Below are 25,613 nucleotides of genomic sequence, written 5' to 3' on the forward strand. Positions count from 1 at the left end.
CTCCTTAAGACTTGACTGTGTGGCTTAATCTTTCTCTTGTCTGTAGATATGCTTTGCCATATTTTGAGAAGGATTGATCTATAAGACCAAATTTATTGAGAATGTCAGCCATCCATTGAGGATATTGACCAGGGACCTTAATTTCCATAATGACTTTTCCATCTTCTAGCAAAGGCCAGCCATAGCGTCCAGAAGTCAACTCAACATCATAATCTCTATATCGAATATTTGAATCAACGGTCACACGCACCTTCTTATCCTCTAATCCTTTCATAGAATAACGATCATAGCTAATCACCATTTTGGGTTTTAAATCTAGATAGCGTTCTTGTAATGCTTCTACTTCTGCCTTCACTCGATCATCAGAAATAGTCGCATCAGCTAATCCATTTTCAATGAAATTTACAACAGAAACTGGATTAGAGACTAGGCGATACTTAAATCCTACTTCTTCAGACTTTTTCTTAATTTCTAAGAAAACTTGGCAATCATCTGTAGGTTGCTCTGCATAAGTTCTCATACGTAACTTTTCACGCCCACCTTTGCGAGCAATTGAATCTTGAATCATCTGAAAATCATCATTATCAAAATAGATATTTGTTATAGTGGATCTTGCATAGTCATCAGCAATAAAATAAGGCGCCATCTCAGCCTCTAAACGCTCTAATGTGGCCCGGTCTAAGATATACTTAGTCTCGATACGCTGAAAGTTTGTTTGAATCTTCTTTTGTTTCATGGGGATTCTCCTTTTGTTCTACAAATGTAGTTTAATGATTTAAAAGAAAGAGAGCGGCTGCTCAAATTTTAAAAATTTTATTTCTACATTTGTCGTTTATGGTTATATTCTACACTTGTAGATTTAGTTTGTCAAGAGATTTTTCAAAAAATATAAAACTCTACCCATCAAGGTTCTTATCAAACCCAAATAGGTAGAGTTAATTTTAATCGTCATCCTTATCATCATCGTCGTCTTTATCGTCATCATCTCGAGAAGATGACGTCTGACTCTTACTTGGAGATGGAACTGTTGTGACACTCGAACTACTACTAGGCGTCGTCACAGCTGGCTGATTAGTATCTGTTGAAGTATGATTAGAACTTGGGACTTCTTTCTCAACTGTCACAGTCTTTTCGACAACAGTATGTTGTTTAGATTTTAAAACTTTTCCATTCTTTGCATTGATTAGAACCTCATGGGCAGTTTGACCGTGAGAAAAATAGATTTGGTAATTGTCTTTATCTCGAACAATTTTTAAATCTTTAATATCTTTTTGGCCAAGACCTGAATCTTTCAAGGCAACAGCCAAAGCCTGATCTTGACTATATTCTTTGGATACTTTTTGACTGGTTACTTTCTGTGTTTGTTGAACATTAATTGCAGAAGTTTCAATAGCAAAGACCGAGCTAGTCAAAAGCAAGAGAACTGAAACGGCTACTACGAAAACAGTAGACCATAACTTCTTAGGTAGACGGCTATCCATAATGCTGATAATCCTTCTCTTTAGATTAAATTTTTCAGAGTAAAAGCAGGTCGTCAGAGCAATCGGCGTCTTTTTACTGCGATCAATCATGGTTAAAATGGTCTCTCCATAAAAAGTCCGGTAGTGCATATCCTGATCATTTAAGACGTCATAATCACAATACATTTCTCCTACTTCTTGGGTTTCACGACAGGCTAGACGGACTATTGGATTAAACCAATGAAGGCTTTTAACAAGGATTGCCAAAAGATTAACCAAGACATCATGGTGTTTGTAGTGCGTCAGTTCATGCCTGAAAACCAGTTGTAGCTCCTCTTCGGTGTAGTCTGATTCTGGTAATACAATCAATATATCTCTGAAACCAATCAACATAGGGCTTTGTGACATAGGATAGTGAAGCAAACGAACCTTGTTTTTTACTCCCATTTCTTCTTGAATCTTTTGTAATTGAGCCAAAGTCCCTTCATCCTCAACAGGGGTCCCCCAGCGTTTCAGCATCTTTCTAAAAAGAATGTAGGAATAAGCATATCGTGCAATGCTAAAGACAAACCCTAGCAACCATATAGCAATAAGAATCTCGAACCAAGGCAAATTTAGAAAAGCTTGCCATAGATTGGGCTGAATCGTTTTTTCAGAAACTTGAGAAGGCACTTGCGCAGTTCCAGAAGAAAGCTGTGTAGCCACTGTATTGATAGTCGATCCTGCATTCATCCGAATCAAACCTGAACCAAACTGAGGGCGGAATGGGAAGAGAAAACTAAGCAAAACCAAAAACCAAATGACATATTTTGCTCTGGCTGAGACTCTCGTCTTAAAAAGCGCAAAAAGTAAACTAAGCAAGATTACTAAAATCGAGGTAGAAACGCTAGTTAACAAAAAAGATAAAAGGAATTGCTTCATGGTGATAACTCCACTTATTTATTCTGATCAAGTAAACTCCTCAACTCGTCTAATTCATTGTCTGACAATGAATTAGATGAAAAGAGAGTTTTAACAAGGCCACCCATGGAATGACCACTATAACGCTTCAGAAAATCTGAAGTTTCTACTTCTAAGTATTCATCCTCTGAGATAATGGCCGTATACTGTCTTTCACGTCCCTTACGGACACTTTCTAAAAAGCCTTTTTCCGTTAAACGAGCCAAGACAGTTAACAGGGTCTGGGGTTTCCAATGGTTATCTTCGCCCAGTTTTTCCATAATTTGGGCAGATGTTGTTGGGTTTGGCAATTGCCAAATTACTTTTAAAATAGTAAATTCTCCGTCAGGCAAACGTTTAATGGATGTTTTCATAGTCTTCCCGTCTTTCTATATTCTATTCTTACCTTTATTCTACACTTGTCTAATTAAAAAGTCAATCATTATGAAAAAAAGAGTGAGAAATAAATATTCCCCACTTTTTTAGAAAAATATACTTAATAAGGTTAGTATAGCCAATCCTCCCTGCTTAAGCAAGATTTTAGGATCACTAGTCAATGCTCCATAGGCCGCCACTAAGATAATGTAAATCATAAAGATAGCCATCCAAAAAGAATCTTGGGTAAAAGCAGCTAGTAAAACTAAGACAGCAATCAAACCATTATAGACTCCTTGGTTTTTAAAAAGAGTATTAACTGATTCTCTCTCAAGCTCCTCCTGAGTCATGTTAAAGACTCGGGCTGTTGATTTTGAAGCTGTTGCAAAGGTCTCCAAATACATGATATAAAAAAATTCTAAAGAAACTAAAATTGCCAAAGCAACTGTAAAAATAGACATCTTGTCCTCCTTCTTTTAAAATCTAATTTAATCAGTATAACATAGAAATCAACATGAAAGGCAAATCTTGCTCAAAACGTATACATATCACTTTTAAAGGTCAAATAAAAAACATAAATAAAATAGGCGTAGCAAAAACCAGCATTTTCTGAATAGATGTGGTAAAATTTTTTTGGAAAATGGAGGTAAATTATGTTAACTTATGATTTGATTGTTATCGGCTTTGGTAAGGCTGGTAAAACTTTGGCAGCTAAAATGGCAACCCAAGGAAAAAAAGTTGCCTTGATTGAGCGAAGCAAGGCTATGTATGGGGGGACCTGTATCAATATCGCCTGCATCCCAACCAAAACTCTCTTAGTCGCAGCTGAAAAAGGCTTAACTTTTGACCAAGTCATGGCTGAAAAGAATGCTGTAACTAGTCGCCTTAATAGTAAAAACTATGCCGGAGTTAGCGGTGCTGGTGTCGACATCATCGATGGGGAAGCTCATTTCCTTTCCAATAAAGTCATCGAGATTGTAGCTGGAGATGAGAAAAAGGAACTGACAGCTGAAACCATTGTCATCAATACTGGTGCTGTTTCCAATGTCCTACCAATTCCTGGATTGACTGAAACTAAAAATGTTTATGATTCAACAGGTATCCAAAACCTGAAAGAACTTCCTAAACGCTTGGGAGTTCTAGGTGGTGGTAACATTGGCCTAGAATTTGCTGGACTATACAATAAATTAGGCAGTCAAGTAACTGTTCTGGATGCTGCCCCTGTCTTTCTCCCTCGAGTAGAGCCTTCTATCGCTGCTCTGGCTAAGCAATACATGAAAGAAGACGGAATCCAGCTCTTACAAAATGTTCGTACCACACAAGTTAAAAATGACGGCGATGAAGTTGTCGTTGTGACAGAAGATGGAGAATTTCACTTTGACGCCCTGCTCTATGCTACTGGTCGCAAGCCAAATGTTGAACCGCTTCATCTGGAAAATACTGACATTGAGCTGACAGAACGCGGAGCTATTAAGGTCGATAAGCATTTGGAGACATCTGTACCCGGCGTTTTTGCAGTGGGCGACGTCAATGGCGGTCTGCAGTTCACTTATATCTCACTGGATGATTTCCGTATCCTTTATAGCTATCTGGCTGGCGACGGCAGCTACACACTGGAAGACCGTAAAAATGTCCCTACCAGCATGTTTATCACACCGCCTTTGGCTCAAATCGGATTGACTGAAAAGGAAGCGCAAGAACAAGGACTTCCGATTGCAGTTAAGGAGATTCCAGTCGCAGCAATGCCCCGCGGACATGTCAATGCTGACTTGCGCGGTGCTTTCAAGGCTGTTGTCAACACTGAAACCAAGGAAATCGTTGGAGCGACTATCTTCTCAGCTGGAGCTCAGGAAATTATCAATATCCTGACTGTAGCCATGGATAATAAAATTCCTTACACTTACTTTAGCAAGCAAATCTTCACCCACCCAACGCTGGCTGAAAACCTCAATGATTTATTTGCTATCTAATTTGAAGCCCCAGCTGGGGCTTTTAATATTAGGTAAACATATTCACTTACATTTCTCCTCCTTTTTGTGGTACAATAATGCTAGTTTATTTTAAAAAGATTGAGGAAAATTATGTCTGAACTGTATGATATTACGATTGTCGGTGGCGGTCCAGTTGGCCTATTCGCAGCTTTTTACGCTCATCTGCGCCAAGCCAAGGTTAAAATCATTGATTCCCTGCCTCAGCTGGGTGGTCAGCCAGCCATTCTCTATCCAGAGAAGAAGATTCTGGATGTGCCAGGCTTTACCAATCTAACCGGAGAAGAGTTGACTCATCGTCTGATTGAGCAGCTGGAAACTTTCCAGACTGAAATCTGCCTCAATGAAACAGTGCTGGATATCGTCAAAGGTGAAGAAGGATTCACTATTACAACTTCTAAAAACCAACATCAGACCAAAACAATTATCATCGCCATGGGAGGTGGTGCTTTCAAACCGAGAGCTTTGGAGCTAGATGATGCTGAGAGCTACAGCAACCTCCACTATCATGTGTCAAATATCAGCCAGTACGCTGGCAAAAAGGTTGTTGTTCTAGGCGGTGGCGACTCAGCTGTTGACTGGGCGCTAGCTTTTGAAAAAATCGCAGAAACCAGCCTGGTTCACCGTCGGGATAACTTCCGAGCTTTGGAGCATAGTGTGGAAGAACTCAAGGCTTCTAGTGTTAAGATTAAGACACCATTTGTACCTAGTCGATTGGTCGGTGAAAATGGCAAGATTACCCACTTGGAAATCAGCCAAGTCAAGGGAGAGGAAAGTCAGCTTTTACCTCTAGATCATCTCTTTGTCAATTACGGTTTTAAATCCTCTGTCGGCAATCTCAAAGATTGGGGCCTAGAGCTCAACCGTCACAAGATTTTGGTCAATAGCAAGCAAGAAACCTCCGTACCAGGTATCTATGCAGCTGGGGACTGCTGCAGCTACGAAGGTAAGATCGACTTAATTGCGACTGGACTGGGTGAGGCACCTACTGCTATCAACAATGCTATTAACCATATCTATCCTGAGCAAAAAGTCCAACCCAAACATTCAACAAGCTTATAATATAAAAACGCAATCGAGGTTGGGATATACTGTCTCAGCCTTGTTTTCTATTGACTTTCTTAGTTCCTTCTGCTAAACTGTAGTCAAGTATATTTCGGAGGTACACGGAGACATGAAAAATTAAGTCTATTTTTTAAAGGAAACTTTATTTAGTAGATTTTGTCATGTTTCTGCATATCCGCGGGATGTTCATTTTTTGTGCTTTCTAGCTTCTATTTGCTTATCTTTAGATTAATCCTGTCGCTCCTATGACAGTATAAGCTGGAAGCCTATGAACGAATAATCCTACTTGGACACTCCTGTGTCTGCTTTGTGCAATTAAAAACAGCTCTGCTAAATAAAGCAGGGCTGTATTTTGTGTTAAAAAACGAAGGAGACATCTATGCTTCAAATAAGAAATCTAACCATCACCCACCTAAAAGACCTGAAGGAGTTAGTCAAAGATTTGTCACTGACTGTTAATCAAGGAGACAAGGTCGCTATTATCGGTGAGGAGGGCAATGGCAAGTCCACCCTGCTCAAGCTCTTGCTAGACGAGCGACTGGTCAGCTCCTATGTCAGCTACAGCGGACAAATTGATAAGTCCTATACTGCTGCTGTCTACCTGCCCCAGCAGTTGCCTTCAGAAGATGCCCAACTGACGCTCAATGATTATTTCTTTGCTGATTTTGAGACCGAGCTGGACTATGCCAAGCTCTACCGCTATGCTGGGGAGCTCAACTTTGACAGCCAGCGTTTTGCCAGTCAGCAGCAGCTCTCTAGCCTATCTGGAGGAGAAAAGCTTAAAGTCCAGCTCATCAAGAAACTAGCCAGTGATTGGGACATTCTCTTTCTTGACGAGCCCTCTAATGACCTTGATCTCGAAACTCTAACTTGGCTGGAAAACTTTATCAGCCACAGCCAGAGAACGGTCCTTTTCGTCTCTCACGACGAGCACTTTCTCGCTCAAGCCGCAACTAAGATTGTTCATCTGGAGCGAATCAAAAAGAAACAGGAGGCCAGAACCAGCGTCAAGAGTCTGGACTATGAAAATTACCGCCAGCAGCGTCAGGAGGCTTTTGAGAAACAAGGACAACTGGCACGGAAAGAGCGGGAAGAACACGCCAAGACCATGGAAAAACACCGACGGGTTAAGCAGAGTGTGGAGCATACTTTACGAAACACCCATGACGCTACTGCAGGTCGACTGGTGGCTAAGAAGATGAAAAATATTCTCTCGCAGGGCAAACGATTTGAAAAGGCAGGCGCTGAAATGACTGAAATCCCAACACAGGAAGATGCCATCAGTCTTCACTTCTCAGATATAGAAGCTCTGCCATTGACCAAAAGAATCCTGAAATTAGAAGGAATGAAACTGGAAACAAACGAACGACAACTGGCGGAGAACCTGACTCTGGAGGTCTGCGGTCAGGAAAAAATCGGACTGATTGGTGCTAATGGTGCAGGCAAATCTACTCTGCTTAAGGAAATATGGAAGATCCTGCGTGAGCGGACAGATATGCTAGTAGGCTACATGCCCCAGCATTATGGCGACTTGCTAACTGATGGAAGCAGTCCCTTGGACTTTCTGGCTCCCTCTGGCGACAAGGCTCAGGAGGAGAAAATCCTGACTCATCTAGCTAGTCTCCAGTTCACGCGCGACGAGGCTCGCCACCCGATTGGGCAGCTTTCTGGTGGCCAAAAAGCCAAGCTCCTTCTGCTCAAACTAGTCTTAGACCGTCCCAATGTCCTCCTTCTGGACGAGCCAACCCGCAACTTCTCTCCCACCTCTCAGCCTCAGGTTCGCCAGCTTTTGGCGACCTATCCTGGCGCCATTATCGCTGTCTCCCACGATCGTATCTTCCTCAAAGAAGTCTGCCAGAAGATTTATAGACTGACGGAGGAGGGATTGGAAGAAGTTGAACTATAAGCAAAAGAGGCTGGGACAAAAGTCCGACCTCAAATATAAAAAGCAAACAAAACTAGTTTTCTGGTAATCAGAATTCTGCTTTGTTCGCTTTTCGCATTTAATTATAGATTAGAAGGGCTTAATAATTAAGATTTTTAAAAATTGAAATTTTTTTGTCTCAAACTCTTTTTTGTAGCAAAGAGACTATTGTCCCAGACTCTTTTACTCTATTATTGAGACTTACCAAAAGAAAAATTAACTTAACAGGTATTTCTACTGCAACTTTTAACACATTCATTAACTACATTAGAAATAAGAGAAAGGCAATTCGAAACAGAGACAGGGCGAGCAAATGAAGGGGGTAAAACCAGTAAAATACTTTTCCAATATTGGCCCCTTTTTGACCGTTGTAGAAAGAGGTCACGAGGAGAAACAGAAGACAGGTGGCAGCCAGATCAGCCAGACCATCATAGGAGAAATTGAAGACCAAAATTAGGATTTGCACACTGTTCAGTACCAAGACACCGCCAATTTTTCGGAAGATTGGGTCTTTAATCTTTGCAAAGGCATAGATACCAAAAACTCCTCCCGTCAGTCCGCCGTCAGCGATAATGGACAGAGTAAAACAGAGTAGAATAATTAGAACTTTTCTCCAGGTTGCTGTTTGCTGATCACTGTAATAAAGAGCACAGAGCCCCAAAAAGAGAGTAACAACCGTATTTTGCATGATAAAGCCAAGACCAGTAACCCAGCCCATCAGAGAGAAAGGGATGATACTGATAAGAGCCAGCAGCCCCAATCGTCTCATATACTTGCTCACATCATGACTGTGCCGATATCCTTCCGCGATACAAAAGGCAAAGACTGGAAAAGCCAGGCGGCCTATTATGTGCATACTATTGGCCGGCCAGTTAGGAGAGAGAATATTCATATTGGTAGCCAGTGGAAAAGATACCCAGGCGATATGGTCAATCAGCATGGCAAGCATAGCAAGCAGTTTCAAACTGCTATTGTCAATTATTTTTTTCATAGGATCCTCCTTTTTCCTTTCCTATGATACAAGAAAGAGGTTCTTTTTTCCATTTCTTTAGCTTACATTTCTCTCATTTTTCTTACAATTTTGTAAGTTGGAATTTCACCTTTTTACCTCATCGATGAATACTTCTGATTTTTCTTGACAAATAAGACTGAACGAGGCTGGGACAAAAAGATTTTGATTTTAGGAATTCTTTATTATAAATTTTTAAAATCGATAGATTAGACAAAAAAGTGAACAAGACAGACTTCTGAGTGTCAGATAACTCCGTTTTGTTCGCTTTTTATATTTAAGGTTAGACTTTTGTCCCAGCCTCTTTTATCGTTTTAACTATAAAGTAAGTTTTCTAAGATTAGAGCTATGCAATCTAACGAGGTCTTCCTTAAAACAGTTATCTCTTCGTCTGAATGCGAGGAATACAAAATTTCATCTACAATAGAGGTGATAAAATTAAATAGGATATTAGAAATAGATTTTAGATTTGTTATTTCTTTATTACCTACATAATGTTTCAAACATTGATAAGTGAGTTCTTTCATTTTATCATTGTGCTGATCCTGTATTTCCTTAACCTCAGGAATGGAATAAGAAAGCATCTCAATTTGCGCGTGAAACTCTTTATCTTCTAAACTAATTAAATTATCAATTAATTCTTCAATCCAGCCTTTGTAATCACTACTGAATAGCTCCAAATTTTCACTAGTATTCAGTTGGTTAAAGATTACAATAAACGATTCATTGTAGTCTTTTAATATTAAAGATAAAATCTCTTCTTTATTTGAAAAATAAGAATATAGTGTCCCTATTGAAATCCCCGCTTCTTTTGCAATTTCATTTGTGGTAACATTAAAATAATTCTTTTTTGCAAATAATTCTTTCGAAACAGCTAAAATCGTGTTTAATTTATCTAAACTTCTTTTTTGAACAGGTTTTCGAACTAGTTTCTTCGACAATACTTTCATCCCTTCTAAGCAATCTTTCTCTTATGATATCACACTTCCAGTAAAAATTCTTTTAAATGCCATGAATAGCAATAATATGCTATTTTATTTTTTAAAAAATGAGTAAATGCTCATTTTTTCTTGACAGAAAAATAAAAAGGAGTACAATTAAACATGAGTTAAAACTCATGTTTAAGAAAGGAGAATTGCAATGAATAAAAAAACTATAATAACTATTGCAATGTGTTTAGCTATTTTCTTAGTCATGCTTGACACAACTATCATGAACATTACGTTGCCTGCTATACAGAAAGGACTAAATATTGGGCTTGACAGTTTATCTTGGGCTTTAAACATTTATACCATTATTTTTGCTACATGTACTATCCCATTGAGTAAATTAGCAGATATTTACGGGAAAGGAAAAATTCTTATTATTGGATTAGTACTCTTTGGTATCGGAAGTTTAATTTCTGGATTGGCAATGGAATTTTATCAGCTTATTTTAGGTAGAGTTATTGCTAGTCTAGGAGCATCAATCTTATTACCAGTAGGAAATATACTAGGAATTTCTTCTTGGAAAGTTGAAGATAGATTTAAAATCGTTGCCGCTTTAGGACTCACTCAAGGAGGAGCAGCTGCAATTGGTCCTACACTTGGAGGTATTATTACCGATAGCTTATCTTGGCATTGGATATTCTTTATAAATATTCCCATTGTTATAATTGCTCTTCTATTATTGATAAAATCTTTTGACTTTAAAAAAGATACTACAGTTTCAACCAGAATTGATTGGTATGGTAGTTTGATTTCTATGATATCGCTTTGCTTATTGACTCTCGGGTTAATTAAAGTAAGAGATTGGGGTTTCAATGACTGGAAGACCATCACCTGCTTTAGTATTTCTATCATCACAGGTTTTCTATTTATTATTATAGAAAAACAAAATTCCTCTCCAATGATTAATCTGAATTTATTCAGGATCAAAGAATTTTCATCTGCCTCATTAGTCGCATTTATTGCTCAATTTTTCTACATTGGAGTTATTGTTATTCTACCAACCTTCTTTACTACTGTTCAAGGGAAGAGCGAATTAGATGCTGCTCTAATACTACTCCCGATGTCATTAACTGTTTTCATTTTTGGAGGCTTGGGAAGCCTAGCAATTAATAAACTTGGTCCTCGCTTATTGGTATTTATTGGTCTGCTAGCAATTCTTATTTCTTACATATTATTGATAACATTAGATCCTAACAATACACTAACCATGAGTTTTTCAACATTAGTTTTGGGGATTGGCTTTGGTATTATTGCAGGGCCTATTAATGTTTTAGCAGCTTCTACATTAGATGGAGAATTGTTAACGGCTTCTCAAAGCGTCATTAGTGTTGTAAGGCAAATTGGATCAGTTATAGGAGTTTCCGTATTTATCTCTATACTTACAAATAATATCAAAATTCTAACGGTCCATACTCCTCAGAAAATATCCGAAGCTTACCTATCTATCTATAAAGTATGGATTCCTTATCTATTCGCCCTACTTCTCCTTTCCTTATTATTTGCAAAACGGGATATTTATTTACAAACAAAGGATATAAAACATGAAAAGAATTGAAATTGATGTAAGCCGAACTGACTTTGAAGTAAAAAAAGGAAAAGAATTCAAATTATCCTTTAAAAATTGCTCCCGAGAGGATTATAAAAATATAATCAATGATTCCGAATTTATCCTGAAAGAAATGAATGTATTTAAAACAATCTGTTTCTGGATGATTCCCAAAATCACTATTTCGATTCCTTTCAACAAGGTTGAGACTTACAACGTTAAAGTTGAAGATAGCACAGCAACATTTCAATGGCTCAAAGCTGATGATATTAATCTATATACAGCTAGAGGGAGTGTTTTTATTAACAATCTAGAATGTAATACTTGTAATTTAGCTTGTGGCATGGGGAATACATCGCTTCAAGGTACTATTCAACAGAACGCTAATTTCACATGTGATATGGGAAATATAATTTTTCCGGGATATCAGATATCCTCCTCTTACAAATTGAAAGTCAATAGTGGCCTTATCACTATAAATGGTCTTAGCTATACGAATACCTCTCTTAAGCAAAAAAATACTAATTGTGAGTCTCCTATCTTTGATCTAAACTGCAATATGGGAAATATAACTATTTCATAGACTGATTTTTAGCAGAAAACAAGTTAGGCAAACTTGGTCTATAAGCAAAAAGAGTTGGAAATTCCAACTCTTTAAGTCTTGTTTAGCATCAATCTGTGAACTTTAATAAAGCTTCCCTTCTACTCCTGCGCCGTCTGCATTTGGTAATAAACGCCTCTGGCTGCCATGAGCTCCTGATGATTACCATGTTCGACGATATTGCCGTCTACCATGACGAGGATGATGTCCGCATTTTGAATAGTGGACAGACGATGGGCGATGATAAAGCTAGTCCGTCCCACCATGAGCTTGCTGAAAGCCTCCTGAATCAAGACTTCTGTCCGAGTATCAATGGAGGAAGTCGCCTCATCCAAGATTAGGATTTTAGGAACGGAAAGGAAGACACGCGCAATGGTCAAGAGCTGCCGCTGACCTTGAGAAAGTGAGTCCCCAGCATCCGCCAGATAGGTGTCATAGCCCTGAGGCAGCTGCTGGATAAAGAAATGCGCATTTGCCGCCTTGGCAGCTGCAATGACCTCTTCTCGGCTTGCGTCTGGCCGGCCAAAAGCTATGTTGTTGTGAATGGTCGCCGTCTTGAGCCAAGTCTCTTGCAGTACCATACCGAACTGCTGACGATAAGAAGCTCTGGTGTAATGACTAATGGGAACATCGTCTAGCGAAATAAGACCACTGTCTACATTGTAAAAGCGCATGAGGAGATTGATCAGGGTTGACTTACCAGCACCAGTTGGCCCGACAATTGCGACCTTGCTAGCTGCTGGAATCCTTATATTCAAATCCTGAATCAGCTCTTTGCCAGGGTCATAGCCAAAAGCCACATGCTCAAAGCTAATCTGTCCTTTGACATCTTCAGACTGGAGGATTTCCTGACCAGACTCTGCTATTTCTTCTTGGTCCAAAACGCTGTAAATTCGCTCTGCACAAGCTAAAGCGCTCTGCAATTCTGACATGACAGACGAAATATCATTGAAAGGCTTGGTGTACTGGTTGACATAGTTGAGAAAAGTTACCAGCTGCCCAACCGTAAAACCTGTTCCCTGAATGATTCGGACAGCCCCAAAGCCTACAATCAAAGCATAGATCAGGGCATTGATAAAACGAGTCGAAGGATTGACTGTTGATGAATAGAAAATAGCCGCCTGCGAATAGTCTGCATAGATTTGATTACTGCGGGTAAAAGCTGTATCAAACTGCTCCTGAGCATTAAAGGCCTGGATCAGACTTTCTTGAGTCAAACTTTCCTCAATCAGCTGGGTCTGTGCTCCCCTCGCCTGTGTCTGTCGTTGGAAAAAGCTAAAACTCTTTCTGGCAATAAAGCGAGCTAAGAAGAGAGAAAGGGGCGTCAAAAGCAGAACCAAAAGCAAGAGGAAAAAGTCCAACTGAGCCATACTAATTATGGTCACTAAAATTGTTAGCAAACCCACAAAAAACTGATTAAAAACCATAAGCAAACCATTGCTGAGCTGCTCCAAATCAGTCGTCACCCGACTAACCAAATCACCTGTTCCCTGCCGGTCCAGATAAGCCAAAGGCAGATAATGAACTTTCTTGATAACACCTTGCCGGAGTTGCTGGCTATAGCGATAGACCAGCTGATTATAGAGCAAGGGATTGAGCCACTGAATCAGCGTATTGGCTAAGATGACTAACAACATCTGGCCCAAAATCGGCACCAAATGCTGGTCCGCTTGAGGAAGAAGAACACTATCAACCGCATTTCCGATTAAAACTGGAAGAAGAACAGTCAGAGCCACTTGAGCCACCGTTCCCAGACTAGCTAGGAGAAAGAGCCAGCGCGCCTGCAGCAAGTCTCGAGTCAAACGCCTCAAGCTGCTAGGTGATGTCTTATGCTTCATGCTTGTCCTCCTCTCCTTGACTATGCTGTGAGTGATGAATTTCTCGGTAAATGGCCGAGCTGACTAAGAGTTCCTCATGGCGACCAAGAGCCACCTGTTCTCCCTTATCTAGGACTAAAATTTGATCCGCTGAGCGCAAGCTATTGGTCCGCTGAGAGATCAAGACCAGACTGGTCTCAGTCAATTCATTCTTAATAGCCTGCAAGAGTCTAGCCTCTGTCAAATAGTCCAGAGCTGAGGTCGCATCATCTAAAATCAAGAAAGGCGCCCTCTGCAAGACAGCTCTGGCAATGGTTAAACGCTGACGCTGACCGCCAGAAAAATTCCGACCAAAGGCCTCTACAGTCGCATCCAAGCCACCTTCCTTCTGAGAGACAAAGTCCGCTGCCTGAGCAATCTCTAAAGCCTGCCACAAATCTTCGTCTGTTGGCTTGCTTGACATACCTAAAGTCAGATTGGAGCGAACAGTTCCTTGGAAAAGCTCCGCCTTCTGAGGCACCAGACTGATCCAAGACCGCCATTCGCTGAGATTTTTAGGACTGCGTCCTTGGGAAAAGATGGTCAACTGACCAGCAGCCACAGGATAAAGATGAGCCAGCAGCTGGACTAGAGTAGACTTCCCTGAACCTGTCCCGCCAATAACACCTAAAGTCTGACCTCTTTTCAAATCAAAAGTCAGACCAGTCAAGGCTGGACTAGCCGCATTGGGATAGGAAAAGCTGACCTGCTGGACTTTAATGGCTTGATTTGGCAGAGCTGTTTCCTGCACTAATTCCTGCAGGACATCTTCTTCTGCTTGCTCGAAGACCTGACTAATGCGGCCTGCACTGATGTAGCTTTGATTGAGTGAATTGACCAGCATAGCCAGCTTAAGCAATTCCACCAAAATTTGCAATAAATAATTAACCAAGGCCACTAGCATCCCCTGAGTCAGCAAGCCCTTGCCGATAAAGGTATTCCCCTGCCAAATCACAGCAATTAGAGTACCATTGACCGTAAGAAAAGTCAGAGGACTAATCAGACTAGCCAGAGCTCCCGTCCTTATTTGCCAGGTTTTATAGAGCTCGTTGCGATTGCGAAAACTCTGAATCTCACGCTGGGTCTGACCGAAAGCTCGTATGACCCGCATGCCCTGCAGTTGCTCGCGAGTCAGATTGACCAGCTGGTCTGTCAGTTGACGAATCTTAGCATATAGAGGATTCATCAGACGAGACATGAAGACGATAGTAGCCGTTAAAATTGCCACCATGAGCAAGAACCACAAGGTAATGACCGGACTGATAGTAAAGGCCATGATGATGGAGCCAAAAACAATGATAGGCGCCCGCAGGAAGAGACGAAGAAATTGATTGATGCCCGTCTGGATCTGATAGGTGTCACTCGTCAATCGAGTCACCAAGCTAGAAGTCGTCAGCTCATCCCGACTAGCCTTGGGCAAGCGCAGAATCTTTTGATATAGGTCACCTGTCATCTGACGAGTAAAGCCCACTGCTGCCTTTGACGAATAATACTGGGCCACCACTGCTACCACCACGCCTAGCGCAGCCAAGCCCATCAAAAGAAAAACCATCCAGTAGAGATGGGAGCTGTCGTGTCTAGGAATGGTCTCATCCACAATCCCCGCAATCAAAATCGGAACCAGCAGTTCAAAACTGGCTTCCAAGAGCTTGAACAAGGGCCCTAACAAAGACTCCCTGATATAGCCCTTGAAATATTTCAATAAATCTTTCATACCGCCTACTTCTCCATTAAACTGTATTTATTTTACCATAATTTTCAAAGGCTAAAAAATATTCTCCTTCTGACAAGCAGAAAGAGAACATTGATATTAGACTCCTTGTAAGCTCTGGCTTATTTTCTTTAGCCCCATATGCAAAAATGGAGTTACAGCAAATAAGAAGCCGCCTAAAACTATAAACGTCCAGTCAAAACCAAAGTGATCGATCAACCAGCCCGTCACAGGGAAAATGACAATCATACTTAGGCTGAACATCATAGAATAGACACTGAGCATGGTCGCCCGTACTTCACTTGGCAGCTGTTTTTGTAAATCGTTGTCAAAAATCGGCTGGAAAAGAGCATACAAGGCGTTGCTGATTAGATAAATCAAAATATAGATGATTGGTGTACCAAAATAGGACAGCAGGTAGCTTGCTCCAGTTAGAAGAACTACTGTAGGAAAGAGTTCCAAGGCAGAATACTTCTTTCCAATCATACTCGCCAGATAGACCGCTAAGATATTCAAAGCACTGCCAATCAGCATGACTACCGAAATCTGCCAATCTTTTAAGTCGGGCAATTGATTTTGATAATAAAAATAAAACATACACATCAGTGTTCCGATGATTTGAGAAAGAATCATCCAGATAAAAAGGCTAGGATTTCTCTGCAACTCCTCTTTGACTGCCCAGATAATCTTTTTCATAGTCAGGCGTTCTGCTTTCTCTGCTTTGACACTTGGCTCTTTCAGCATCCAGGTCAAGAAAAGAACGATGATAGAGGTGCCAATCATGATATAGTAGGTCAGATGCAATTGTCCATGGACAAAAAATCCAGCCCAGACCGTTCCCAAAGACCGGGTCGCTTCAGCCACCCCAGACATAAAGCTGGAGATGGATAAGTAACGTTCCTTGAGTCCAGCCTCCACAGATGAATCATAAACCATGGCTGCGCTTGTCCCCGAATCAAAATTATAGGACCAAGCACTAATCACCATAGCCAACGCATAAACCCAGAAGTTCCCCTGCCCAACTAACATGAGAACAGAAGACACAATCCCGGCTATCCGGCTCAGATACAGATTGGTCTTGTAGGAAAAGCGATCCGCCAACATCCCAGAAGGAATTTCACAAATAACGCTAGTCGCATGAAAAATACTCTCCAAAAGCCCAATCTGCCAAAGGGACATGCCATTTTGACTTAGAAATAAAATCCAAAAACTAGTAATGCCTAGAAAGGCAAAAAATTCTACTCCGGCCATAAGACCGATATTTTTCCGATAACTTCTTTTAAACATATTTTCTCCTTTAACAAGTGTTTTTTTAATTTCTATCCTTTATCACTTGTTAATCTGCTGTTTACATGACTCCTACCTCTTCTTTCTCTAAAATTCTATATTTTGGATTATTTCATTGTTCAATCTTGAAAAAACGCCACATGGGCGTTTTCATTAATTTACGGTTTAATACGGTGCAACATACGTGGGAATGGAATGGCTTCACGGATATGTTTGGTTCCTGCTACAAAGGTTACCATACGCTCGATACCGATACCGAAGCCACCATGTGGAACTGTTCCATACTTACGAAGATCCAAGTAAAATTCATATTCTGTCGTATCCATACCAAGGTCATTCATCTTAGCAACGAGGGCATCGTAGTCTTCCTCACGCATAGAACCACCGATGATTTCACCGTAGCCTTCTGGAGCAAGCAAGTCTGCACAGAGGACACGGTCAGGATTCCCAGGAACTGGCTTCATGTAGAAAGCCTTTATAGCTGCTGGGTAGTTCACGACAAATGTTGGTACACCAAAGTGGTTTGAAATCCATGTTTCATGCGGTGAACCGAAGTCATCACCATGTTCCAGATGCTCATAGTCTGCATCCTCATCATTTTCATGCGCTTGCAAAAGATCAATCGCTTCATCATAGCTAACACGCTTGAAAGGCTCTGCAATATAGCGTTTCAAAAGTTCTACATCACGTTCCAAGGTTTCCAAAGCTTGAGGAGCACGGTCAAGAACACCTTGGATCAAGGCTTTAACATAAGCTTCTTGCAAGTCAAGTGACTCATCATGCGTCAAGTATGAGTACTCTGCATCCATCATCCAGAACTCCGTCAAATGACGACGGGTTTTTGATTTTTCGGCACGGAATACAGGACCGAAGTCAAAGACGCGACCAAGAGCCATGGCACCTGCCTCTAGATAAAGCTGACCTGACTGACTCAAGTATGCTGGAGTTCCGAAGTAGTCTGTTTCAAAGAGCTCAGTTGAGTCTTCTGCTGCATTTCCTGACAAGATTGGGCTGTCAAACTTCATAAAGCCATTCTTGTCAAAGAATTCATAGGTAGCGTAGATAATGGCATTGCGGATTTGCATCATAGCTACTTGCTTACGAGAACGCAGCCACAAGTGACGGTTGTCCATGAGGAAGTCCGTCCCATGTTCTTTCGGCGTAATTGGATAGTCATTTGACTCTCCGATTACTTCGATATCTGTGATATCCAGCTCATAACCAAATTTTGAACGCTCATCTTCCTTGACAATCCCTGTCACAAAAACAGATGTTTCCTGGCTAAGTCGTTTGATAGTATCAAATTTCTCAAGTCCTACTTCTTCACCAAATTTCTCGATAAAATTAGGCTTGAAGGCTACACCTTGGAAAAAAGCTGAACCATCACGTAGTTGCAAGAAAGCAATCTTACCCTTACCTGACTTATTGGCAACCCAAGCACCGATGGTCACTTCTTTACCCACATAGTCTTTTACATCAATAATCGTTACATATTTGTTTGACACTTTTTTTCTCTTTTCTATTTTTTTATTCTTTGTGACAGACTGCCTCGACATTATTACCATCTGGATCCAAGACAAAGGCTGCATAATATGATGAAAGGTTCCCCCGATAATTTGGCGCACCGTTGTCTTTTCCCCCTGCCTTTAAACCAGCCTCATAACAAGCTTGAACCTGCTCATGGTTTTCTGCCAAAAAAGCAAAGTGAATCGGAGACTGCTCTCCCTCCCCCAACCAAAAATCTCCACCAGGATGTGGGCTGTTGGGAGCAACAAAACTGAGTAGAGAACTACTTCTAAAAGCCAATTTGTAGCCTAGAGGAGAAAGAAAACTTGTATAAAAGTCTTTTGAAATTTGTAGATTCCTGACCTTTATCTCAAAATGATCAATCATAGCTGCCTCCTAGATTGGTTGCTTAATGTCGCTTTAGTCAAGACAAATCTTTCGGACATCTGTTCTATATTTTACCATAAAGCGATTGCAATAGCCATCCTTGAAGAGTCGAAAATTTAAAATTCTTTAAAAAGCTATCTTTTTCCGAAAATACTATTCTATAAGAAATCAGAAAAAGAAAACAGCTGTTTGGAAAATCAGTCTCCTTTCTTATTTTCAAGCTTCTCAGACTTTTCATAAACCATACTACTTTTCTTAGTATTCACCTCTCCCTTATCATTGACTTCAATATGTACCTTAAAATAAGTCCGCTCAATCTGAGGGTTATAACGAGTCTCATAAACCATAGTAAAGTCTGCATATCCCTTTCCAGAAAGTTCCTGCTCTGAAGGTCCACCGACAGAATTTTTCAAATGCTCGCTATTTAAAGTTCGTAACTTTAACTCTAACCCTGGTTGATAATCGTTCAAGTACCAATCCATTCGGGTTGATGCATTTTCTTCAAAAAGGATCCGGTACTGCCTACCCTTGGCTTGTAAGCTATAAGTAGGTTCGTCAGGCTTTGATTCTGAAATAGTTGTCCACCCTTGCTCAGTATTAAGGAAAGAACAAGCCGTCAATAGGGCCAAACATATTATTAGGTTTAAAAATATCAAACTACGTTTCATGCTACATTCCTTTCTAATAGAAATCAAAACATATATTAGATACGCTTTAACTGATATTAAGGTTATATTTCATCATTCTAAACTTCTACATAAGGAAGCCCTATAACAAACGCTTTCAGAATTATTCTATCACTTTAAACAACCTCTTACCAGCTAGAGTCGAAGAAAAGCAAAAAGGACAGACTGTAAGCCCATCCTCTATTTTAAAAATATAATTGCTTTTCATTTATATGTTTACTTAGAATCATCCTTTTCAGTCTTAACTAAGGCCATACTGCTTTCCGAAGGTTTGATTTGTCCATTCTTATCAGCAGTTATTGCAACTTGATAATAAATTACTTCTTTTTGACTACCTGAATAATGTTCATAAACCAGAGTAAAGTTAGCCGAACCTTGACCAGACAGCTCCCTCTTGGCTGTCGCTCCATCTACCCCTTTTATCTCTTCTTCATTAAGAGTATGACACTCAAGATTTTCAAGTGGATTATAATTATCTAGATGCCAGATTTTTCTAGCTGAACCATTGTCATCGTATAGAATCTGGTACATTTTTCCAGAAACTTGTAACCTATAAAAGGGTTCTCCCTCCTTAGACTGAGAAACAGTAGTCCAAACCTGCTCTGGATGAACAGAAGAGCAAGCGGTCAAGTAAAACAGGCTAATTGCCAACATTGCAAAACAGGAGATTCTCCTCATGCATTAGCTCTCCATAAATTGCTGCAGGCGTTGAACCGCTTCCTTCAGTGTTTCCAGATCAGTCGCATAGCTGAGACGGACATTTTCTGGAGCGCCAAAGCCCGTGCCAGTCACCAAAGCCACACCAACTTCTTCCAAAATAGCTGTGGTAAAGGCTGTCACATCTGTATAACCTTTCATCTCCATAGCTTTTTTGACATTAGGGAAGAGATAGAAGGCTCCTTGAGGCTTAATGACCTCAAAACCTGGTACTTGAGCTAGAAGTGGATAGATCGTATTGAGACGCTCTTCAAAGGCCTGACGCATAATTTCAACAGTCTCTTGACTACCTGTCAGGGCTTCAATAGCTGCATATTGAGCAACTGTCGTTGGATTGGAAGTCGTTTGGCCAGCCACCTTGCTCATAGCAGCAATGATTTCCGGTTCACCAACAGCATAGCCAATCCGCCAGCCGGTCATGGAATAACTCTTAGAAACGCCATTGATAACCACTGTTTGCTTGCGGATAGCTTCTGATAGACTAGAAATTGGCGTAAAATCATTGCCGTTATATACAAGTCGTCCATAGATGTCATCTGCCAAAATCAGAATATCATGTTCCACGGCCCAGTTTCCAATAGCCAAAAGCTCCTCTGCTGTATAAATCATACCCGTCGGATTGGATGGTGAATTCAGAACCAAGACCTTGGTTTTGTCAGTCCGAACTGCTTCCAATTGATCTACAGTTACCTTAAAGTCATTCTCTTCAGTAGCTTGAACAAAGACAGGGACTCCTTCAGCCATCTGAATCTGATCGCCGTAACTGACCCAATAAGGCGTAGGAATAATTGCTTCATCACCTGGATCAAGAACACTCATAAAGAAGGTGTAGAGGGAGAACTTAGCTCCTGTTGCCACAGTCACTTGATTCGGTTTGATTTCATAACCGTAGTAGTTTGCAAAGTATTGAACAATAGCTTCTTTTAACTCAGGAAGACCACTAGCCACTGTATAGAAACTAGCTTTCCCATCTTCAATAGCTGCCACAGCTGCTTGCTGAATATTTTTAGGAGTCGGAAAATCTGGCTCTCCTAGGGTTAGAGACAGAATATCTCTGCCTTCAGCCTTTAAAGCTTTGGCTCTAGCTGCTGCAGCCAAAGTCACACTTTCTTCCATTTTTAAAACACGATTAGATAATTTCATAGCCCCTCCTTGCTCAGCAATTTCCTTTTTTCAAAATCAACAATATAGTAACTCTTTCCAGATTTGACTTCCCAAATTGGCCGGCCATTCAAATAACCAAAAGTCACTTTGTCAATCGCATCAGCTCCATTTTTCCTTGCTATCCTCTTAGCCTCCTTTTTGCTAGCTCCATCACTGAGCTCATAAACGAAAATCTTGTCAGACCCCTTCTCAATCAGGACGGCTTTTTTCTTCTCTTGATCAGTTTCGCCTAGCAGGCTGTAATAGGTCTTGTCCCCATTATAAATGGCAAAGCTATCAACTTTACTGACTCCTGCATACTTGCGAGCCAACTCAATGGAATTAGAACGAGCGGTCCGATAAGGCTCCATTGATAAATTAAATAGATTTAGCAGAGAAAAGGCAAGCACCGTTAAAAGAATACCTATTCCAATGACGTACTGCCATATAAGGATTTTTTTATTTCTTTTTCTTCTATTTTTCACTCGTCCATTATACTATAATTCTATCTATATTTCTATCTTTTTCACATTGATTTTAATACTATTTATTGATAAAATATGGCTATGAAAACACTAGAAGAATTATTAGAAGAAAATAAACTAGACCTTAAAACTATGATTGTTTTTAGGAAAGCTGAGCGGACCATACGCTCCATTGAACAAAGAGTCATCAAAGAAAATAAGCTAACACCTACTCAGTTTTCTGTTCTGGAAACTCTCTATAGTAAGGGAAGAATGCGAATCCAAGATCTGATAGACCATATGCTTGCGACCTCTGGAAATATGACTGTCGTCATCAAAAATATGGTTCGTGACGGCTTGATTTCTCGGACTAGCGATCCAAATGATCGCCGTTCTTATCTGATTGAATTGAGCCAAAAAGGTCAAGACTTAATCGAAGAAATTTTCCCTCAACATATCCTGTGTGTAAAGGAAGCACTTGGAATTTTATCAGACGAAGACAAAGAGACTCTCATTGCTATTTTAAAAAAATATAAGAATCTGAGCTAAATAATTGCTAATTAGTAATATTTGTTGTAACATATTCGGTAACAAGAGGTCTAACCCTCTTTGATTAAAAAATATGGAGGACTCATAATGTCTAAAGTACTATTTATCGTTGGATCCCTTCGTCAAGGTTCTTTTAACAATCAACTGGCACAAGAAGCTGAAAAAGCTTTGGCTGGTAAAGCTGACGTGTCTTATCTCGATTGGTCTCAAGTTCCAATCTTTAGCCAAGATTTGGAACAATCAACGCCTTCAGCTGTTGCTAAGGCCCGCGAAGAAGTCCAAGCTGCAGACGCTATCTGGATTTTCTCACCAGTTTACAACTTCTCTATTCCTGGTTCAGTGAAAAACCTGTTAGACTGGCTCTCTCGTTCACTTGATCTTTCTGATCCTCGTGGCGCTTCTGCTATTAACGAGAAGATTGTGACTGTCTCTTCAGTTGCAAATGCAGGACAAGAGCCAATGTTTGCTATCTATAAAGACTTACTACCATTTATTCGGACAACTGCTGTGGGAGAATTCACCTCAGCTCAAGTCAATGATACTGCTTGGGTAGACGGTAAATTTATCGCAAGTCAAGAAACTCTTTCGAGTCTCGCTGCACAAGCAGACGCTCTTCTTGCAGCTATCGATTAGAAATTATAACTCCAATGATTTAAAACACTGGGATGCCAATCTCAGTGTTTTTCCTATTTAACCAACAATAAAAACCAGCTTAAGTAACCAAACTTAGTCTACTTAAACTGGTTCAAATAGGGGGCAAAATAATCAGTCTCGCTCAATCTATATCATAAAATTCTAACGTTTTTATATTCAATTTATCAGCATTTGTTAAGACAATATCTGTCCCAAATTCTTTTTCATAAAACGTCATAGACATTGTTTGTCCATTTACAAAAAGCTCGATTGAATTAATATCTCGAAGAATTTCCAAGGTTAATGACTTAGGAGCATCCAATATATTCAGATGACGAATATCCTCATAAGGTTCTTCCTTTCCAATAATCTTATGGACCAGCAGTTCACGTCCCAAAGATAAGACCTGTTTACCTGCATTATAGGAGATTTTTACTACCTGCTGATTTGTGGCATTTCTTGCATATAGCAATTCAAAATCTCCTGGTTTTTCAAGCTCTAGTATAAGGTATTGTTGTTGTTTAACAGCACTGGAGAAGATCAATTCTGATTGGTCCACTTGACCTGAAAATCTCTCTTGAATAGTTAGTTGGCTTGTTAATGTCTCAGGTATCTCTTGATACAAACGATTATTTTTAATGGATAATTTACGAGGAATGGTCATCATACCAGCCCATCCGTGATTTAAATCATGTGTGGGAATATTTCGATGCCACATCTGTTGCCAAGCTACTAGATAACGTTCCCCTTTATCATTAACACAGGTCTGTGGAGCATAAAAATCCAATCCGCCGTCTATTTCGTGAAAATTTTCCACTTGAAAACAACCTAATTTCCAGTCAACCTCTCCAATGAATGCAAGAGTAGAATTTAAATTCCAATATTGGTTGCCTTTACGTTCCATCTCAATTGGAGACATAATAAGAACCCACTTGCCATCCAATTCAAAGAGATCTGGACATTCCCACATGATTCCTTGACCTGGTTTTCCTTCCAACAATACAGACTTAAATTTCCAATTAAAACAATCTTCCGATTCAAATAAGAGGATCTGTCCGCGGGCATCCGCAGTTTTAGAAGCGACAACTGTATAATAGTGATTGTCATATTTCATTATTTTCGGATCACGAAAATCTGCAATATCCGCAATTCCCTTTATATGATTTTCTCCAATAACTGGATTTCCGGCATATTTTTCAAAATGAATACCATCATGTGAAACTGCCATACATTGAGTCTCTGTACGCACATTTCCTTCTTCAACATGACCAGTATAGATAAGAACTAACTTATCATCTATCACAATGGCACTTCCCGAGAAACAACCATTTCTATCATAGGCTTCACTCGGAGCCAAAGCTACTGGTAATTCCTCCCAGTTAATCAAATCTTTTGATTTAGCATGTCCCCAATGCATAGGACCCCAAACACTATCATATGGATAAAATTGATAAAAGAGATGATACTCGCCTTTATAGTAAACAAAACCATTTGGATCATTCATCCAACCAATTGGGGGCAACAAATGAAGCTTGCCTCGGTAGCAATGATTAACTCGATGACGATTTTCTTTTATGTATCGATTTGCTTGTTCAATCTTTTCTTTCATAAAGTCACCTACTTAATACCTGTCCCTGAACCACCCAAACCTTGAATAATGTATTTTTGAGCGACAATATAAACCAAGATCAATGGGATTGTTGAAATCGTTAAGACAGCCATTACTTGGTTGATATAGACAGGTTGAGTCGTATTAATGGTTGTAATCGCAACTTGGAGAGAGAATTTTGATGAATCCGTCAAAACCATGAGTGGCCAAATATAATCATTCCAGCTAGAAATAAAAGACAAGACTCCTACTGTTGCTACTGCAGGTTTAGACATGGGTAGCATAATACGGAAGAATATCCGTAAAATACTTGCGCCATCCATCCGAGCTGATTCGATGATTTCTTCAGGAATAGCAATAAAAAAATTTCTAAATAGATAAATATTAAAAACACTTGCTAAACCAGGTATAATAACAGCTAAGCGATTATTGACCAACCCAAGTGCGTTAATAATGGTAAACTGAGGAATCAACATCGTTTCCATTGGAATAATCAACAAAGCCAAAAGGATACCAAATAAAAGTTTTTTTCCAGAAAAGTTAATTTTAGCAAAGGCAAAACCTGCTAAAGAGTTCACGATGATAGATCCTATAGCAAAAGTTCCAGCATAGAAAATACTATTTCCGATATAAGTAAGGATGCTAAAACGCTCTAAAACTTCTTGATAAGGCTTAAACCAATTTGCTGGATTTAGGCTTGGTAAGAAAGCCTGCCACCCTGTTAAATTCTTGTAAACATCAGCTTCTGGCTTCATAGAGGAAACCACCATCCAAATCATTGGAAAAAGAAAGAGAGCAGCTAAGAGAGTCAAGAGGACATATTCCAGAATAGTCGTTGGTCTAAAAAATTTTCTACGTTTCATTCTAGTTGTCCTCCTTCAATACACGTCTTTGGACTAAGCTAATCATACCAATCAATGTTGTAAATACCAGGGCAATTGAACTTGAATATCCAACTAATCGATCCGTGAACCCTTGTTGGTAAATATAATAAACCATGGTAATAGTCGAGTTCATCGGACCACCCTGAGTCATAACCATTGGCTGAACAATGAGCTTAAAAGCAGAAATCAATGTTGTCAACAGGACAAACAAAGCGGTTGGTTTCAAAAGTGGCATCGTAATGTAACGGAATTGTTCCCATTTAGTAAAACCATCTAATTCTGCCG

Annotated in this window: 25 protein-coding genes; 7 read left to right on the forward strand and 18 right to left on the reverse strand. The window is 39.9% G+C overall.

All coding sequences use genetic code 11. From position 1 onward, the window contains the following. Window positions 1-4: 4 nt before the first annotated feature. The 4 genes from HMPREF2780_RS09315 to HMPREF2780_RS09330 all read right to left on the reverse strand — a co-directional run bounded on the left by HMPREF2780_RS09315 (window position 5) and on the right by HMPREF2780_RS09330 (window position 3,235). Window positions 5-736, reverse strand: coding sequence for a polyphosphate polymerase domain-containing protein (locus HMPREF2780_RS09315; RefSeq protein WP_008809221.1), 732 nt, complete (start codon window positions 734-736; stop codon window positions 5-7). A gap of 205 nt (window positions 737-941) precedes the next feature. Next, window positions 942-2,381, reverse strand: a complete 1,440-nt coding sequence (locus HMPREF2780_RS09320; RefSeq protein WP_008809222.1) for a M56 family metallopeptidase — start codon at window positions 2,379-2,381, stop codon at window positions 942-944. 14 nt (window positions 2,382-2,395) lie between these two features. Continuing rightward, window positions 2,396-2,773, reverse strand: a complete 378-nt coding sequence (locus tag HMPREF2780_RS09325) for a BlaI/MecI/CopY family transcriptional regulator (protein ID WP_008809223.1) — start codon at window positions 2,771-2,773, stop codon at window positions 2,396-2,398. Between the two features lie 108 nt (window positions 2,774-2,881). Then, window positions 2,882-3,235 (reverse strand): DUF1304 domain-containing protein, encoded by a 354-nt coding sequence (locus tag HMPREF2780_RS09330; RefSeq protein ID WP_061598807.1) that lies wholly within the window; start codon window positions 3,233-3,235, stop codon window positions 2,882-2,884. Window positions 3,236-3,427: 192 nt separating this feature from the next. Here HMPREF2780_RS09330 and HMPREF2780_RS09335 point away from each other — a divergent pair, with 192 nt between their 5' ends. The 3 genes from HMPREF2780_RS09335 to HMPREF2780_RS09345 all read left to right on the forward strand — a co-directional run bounded on the left by HMPREF2780_RS09335 (window position 3,428) and on the right by HMPREF2780_RS09345 (window position 7,733). Then, on the forward strand, window positions 3,428-4,744 hold the full coding sequence (locus tag HMPREF2780_RS09335) for an FAD-containing oxidoreductase (RefSeq protein ID WP_061595909.1): 1,317 nt from the start codon (window positions 3,428-3,430) through the stop codon (window positions 4,742-4,744). Window positions 4,745-4,855: 111 nt separating this feature from the next. After that, a complete protein-coding gene (locus HMPREF2780_RS09340) occupies window positions 4,856-5,824 on the forward strand; it encodes an NAD(P)/FAD-dependent oxidoreductase (RefSeq protein WP_061595910.1) in 969 nt (322 codons plus the stop codon). 382 nt (window positions 5,825-6,206) lie between these two features. Next, window positions 6,207-7,733 carry an ATP-binding cassette domain-containing protein gene (locus tag HMPREF2780_RS09345; RefSeq protein ID WP_061595911.1) on the forward strand — a complete coding sequence of 509 codons (1,527 nt, stop codon included), beginning with the start codon at window positions 6,207-6,209 and terminating at the stop codon, window positions 7,731-7,733. Between the two features lie 280 nt (window positions 7,734-8,013). Here the strand turns inward: HMPREF2780_RS09345 and HMPREF2780_RS09350 are convergent, their stop codons facing one another. Together HMPREF2780_RS09350 and HMPREF2780_RS09355 are read right to left on the reverse strand one after the other, a co-directional pair. Next, window positions 8,014-8,742 carry a TraX family protein gene (locus HMPREF2780_RS09350; protein ID WP_061595912.1) on the reverse strand — a complete coding sequence of 243 codons (729 nt, stop codon included), beginning with the start codon at window positions 8,740-8,742 and terminating at the stop codon, window positions 8,014-8,016. Window positions 8,743-9,074: 332 nt separating this feature from the next. After that, entirely contained in the window at window positions 9,075-9,710 is a 636-nt protein-coding gene (locus HMPREF2780_RS09355) for a TetR/AcrR family transcriptional regulator (protein ID WP_046165477.1), read from the reverse strand. 190 nt (window positions 9,711-9,900) lie between these two features. On the opposite strand from HMPREF2780_RS09355, the gene HMPREF2780_RS09360 reads away from it, so the two are divergent. Continuing rightward, window positions 9,901-11,304, forward strand: coding sequence for an MFS transporter (locus HMPREF2780_RS09360; protein WP_061595913.1), 1,404 nt, complete (start codon window positions 9,901-9,903; stop codon window positions 11,302-11,304). Beyond that, window positions 11,291-11,878, forward strand: coding sequence for a DUF4097 family beta strand repeat-containing protein (locus HMPREF2780_RS09365; RefSeq protein WP_061595914.1), 588 nt, complete (start codon window positions 11,291-11,293; stop codon window positions 11,876-11,878). Before HMPREF2780_RS09360 ends, HMPREF2780_RS09365 begins: the two co-directional genes overlap by 14 nt. Window positions 11,879-11,997: 119 nt before the next feature. On the opposite strand, the gene HMPREF2780_RS09370 is transcribed toward HMPREF2780_RS09365, so the two are convergent. The 9 genes from HMPREF2780_RS09370 to HMPREF2780_RS09410 all read right to left on the reverse strand — a co-directional run bounded on the left by HMPREF2780_RS09370 (window position 11,998) and on the right by HMPREF2780_RS09410 (window position 21,674). Next, on the reverse strand, window positions 11,998-13,734 hold the full coding sequence (locus HMPREF2780_RS09370; RefSeq protein ID WP_061595915.1) for an ABC transporter ATP-binding protein: 1,737 nt from the start codon (window positions 13,732-13,734) through the stop codon (window positions 11,998-12,000). Next, window positions 13,724-15,466: an ABC transporter ATP-binding protein gene (locus HMPREF2780_RS09375; protein ID WP_061595916.1), complete on the reverse strand. Its 1,743-nt coding sequence runs from the start codon at window positions 15,464-15,466 to the stop codon at window positions 13,724-13,726. The genes HMPREF2780_RS09370 and HMPREF2780_RS09375 overlap by 11 nt, the downstream gene beginning before the upstream one ends. Before the next feature lie 96 nt (window positions 15,467-15,562). Further along, window positions 15,563-16,750 (reverse strand): MFS transporter, encoded by a 1,188-nt coding sequence (locus HMPREF2780_RS09380; protein WP_061595917.1) that lies wholly within the window; start codon window positions 16,748-16,750, stop codon window positions 15,563-15,565. A gap of 158 nt (window positions 16,751-16,908) precedes the next feature. Further along, window positions 16,909-18,255 carry an asparagine--tRNA ligase gene (asnS, locus tag HMPREF2780_RS09385; protein WP_045503330.1) on the reverse strand — a complete coding sequence of 449 codons (1,347 nt, stop codon included), beginning with the start codon at window positions 18,253-18,255 and terminating at the stop codon, window positions 16,909-16,911. A 22-nt stretch (window positions 18,256-18,277) separates the two neighbouring features. Further along, window positions 18,278-18,643, reverse strand: a complete 366-nt coding sequence (locus tag HMPREF2780_RS09390) for a VOC family protein (RefSeq protein WP_002906354.1) — start codon at window positions 18,641-18,643, stop codon at window positions 18,278-18,280. Between the two features lie 197 nt (window positions 18,644-18,840). Beyond that, the gene (locus HMPREF2780_RS09395; protein WP_105026545.1) at window positions 18,841-19,311 is read right to left on the reverse strand and encodes a hypothetical protein; all 471 of its coding nucleotides are present in this window, start codon (window positions 19,309-19,311) and stop codon (window positions 18,841-18,843) included. 234 nt (window positions 19,312-19,545) lie between these two features. After that, window positions 19,546-20,007 (reverse strand): hypothetical protein, encoded by a 462-nt coding sequence (locus HMPREF2780_RS09400; protein WP_105026546.1) that lies wholly within the window; start codon window positions 20,005-20,007, stop codon window positions 19,546-19,548. A 3-nt stretch (window positions 20,008-20,010) separates the two neighbouring features. Beyond that, complete coding sequence (locus tag HMPREF2780_RS09405; protein WP_105026547.1) at window positions 20,011-21,189, reverse strand: pyridoxal phosphate-dependent aminotransferase; 1,179 nt, start codon at window positions 21,187-21,189, stop codon at window positions 20,011-20,013. Further along, on the reverse strand, window positions 21,186-21,674 hold the full coding sequence (locus HMPREF2780_RS09410) for a cell wall elongation regulator TseB-like domain-containing protein (protein ID WP_105026548.1): 489 nt from the start codon (window positions 21,672-21,674) through the stop codon (window positions 21,186-21,188). The genes HMPREF2780_RS09405 and HMPREF2780_RS09410 overlap by 4 nt, the downstream gene beginning before the upstream one ends. An 81-nt stretch (window positions 21,675-21,755) precedes the next feature. Between HMPREF2780_RS09410 and HMPREF2780_RS09415 the strand changes: the two genes are divergently transcribed. Beyond that, window positions 21,756-22,202 (forward strand): MarR family winged helix-turn-helix transcriptional regulator, encoded by a 447-nt coding sequence (locus HMPREF2780_RS09415; RefSeq protein WP_172858970.1) that lies wholly within the window; start codon window positions 21,756-21,758, stop codon window positions 22,200-22,202. A gap of 84 nt (window positions 22,203-22,286) precedes the next feature. Continuing rightward, complete coding sequence (locus HMPREF2780_RS09420; protein ID WP_105026570.1) at window positions 22,287-22,835, forward strand: NADPH-dependent FMN reductase; 549 nt, start codon at window positions 22,287-22,289, stop codon at window positions 22,833-22,835. Window positions 22,836-22,977: 142 nt separating this feature from the next. Here the strand turns inward: HMPREF2780_RS09420 and HMPREF2780_RS09425 are convergent, their stop codons facing one another. The 3 genes from HMPREF2780_RS09425 to HMPREF2780_RS09435 form a co-directional block, all read right to left on the reverse strand. Beyond that, window positions 22,978-24,444, reverse strand: a complete 1,467-nt coding sequence (locus HMPREF2780_RS09425; RefSeq protein ID WP_105026549.1) for a glycoside hydrolase family 32 protein — start codon at window positions 24,442-24,444, stop codon at window positions 22,978-22,980. 8 nt (window positions 24,445-24,452) lie between these two features. After that, a complete protein-coding gene (locus HMPREF2780_RS09430) occupies window positions 24,453-25,307 on the reverse strand; it encodes a carbohydrate ABC transporter permease (protein ID WP_009443370.1) in 855 nt (284 codons plus the stop codon). Window position 25,308: 1 nt separating this feature from the next. After that, window positions 25,309-25,613 (reverse strand): carbohydrate ABC transporter permease (locus HMPREF2780_RS09435; RefSeq protein ID WP_158672309.1); only part of this gene is annotated, 305 nt, incomplete at its 5' end.

It is taken from the genome of Streptococcus sp. HMSC062B01 (assembly GCF_001811085.1).
GTDB classification, from domain to species: domain Bacteria; phylum Bacillota; class Bacilli; order Lactobacillales; family Streptococcaceae; genus Streptococcus; species Streptococcus gordonii.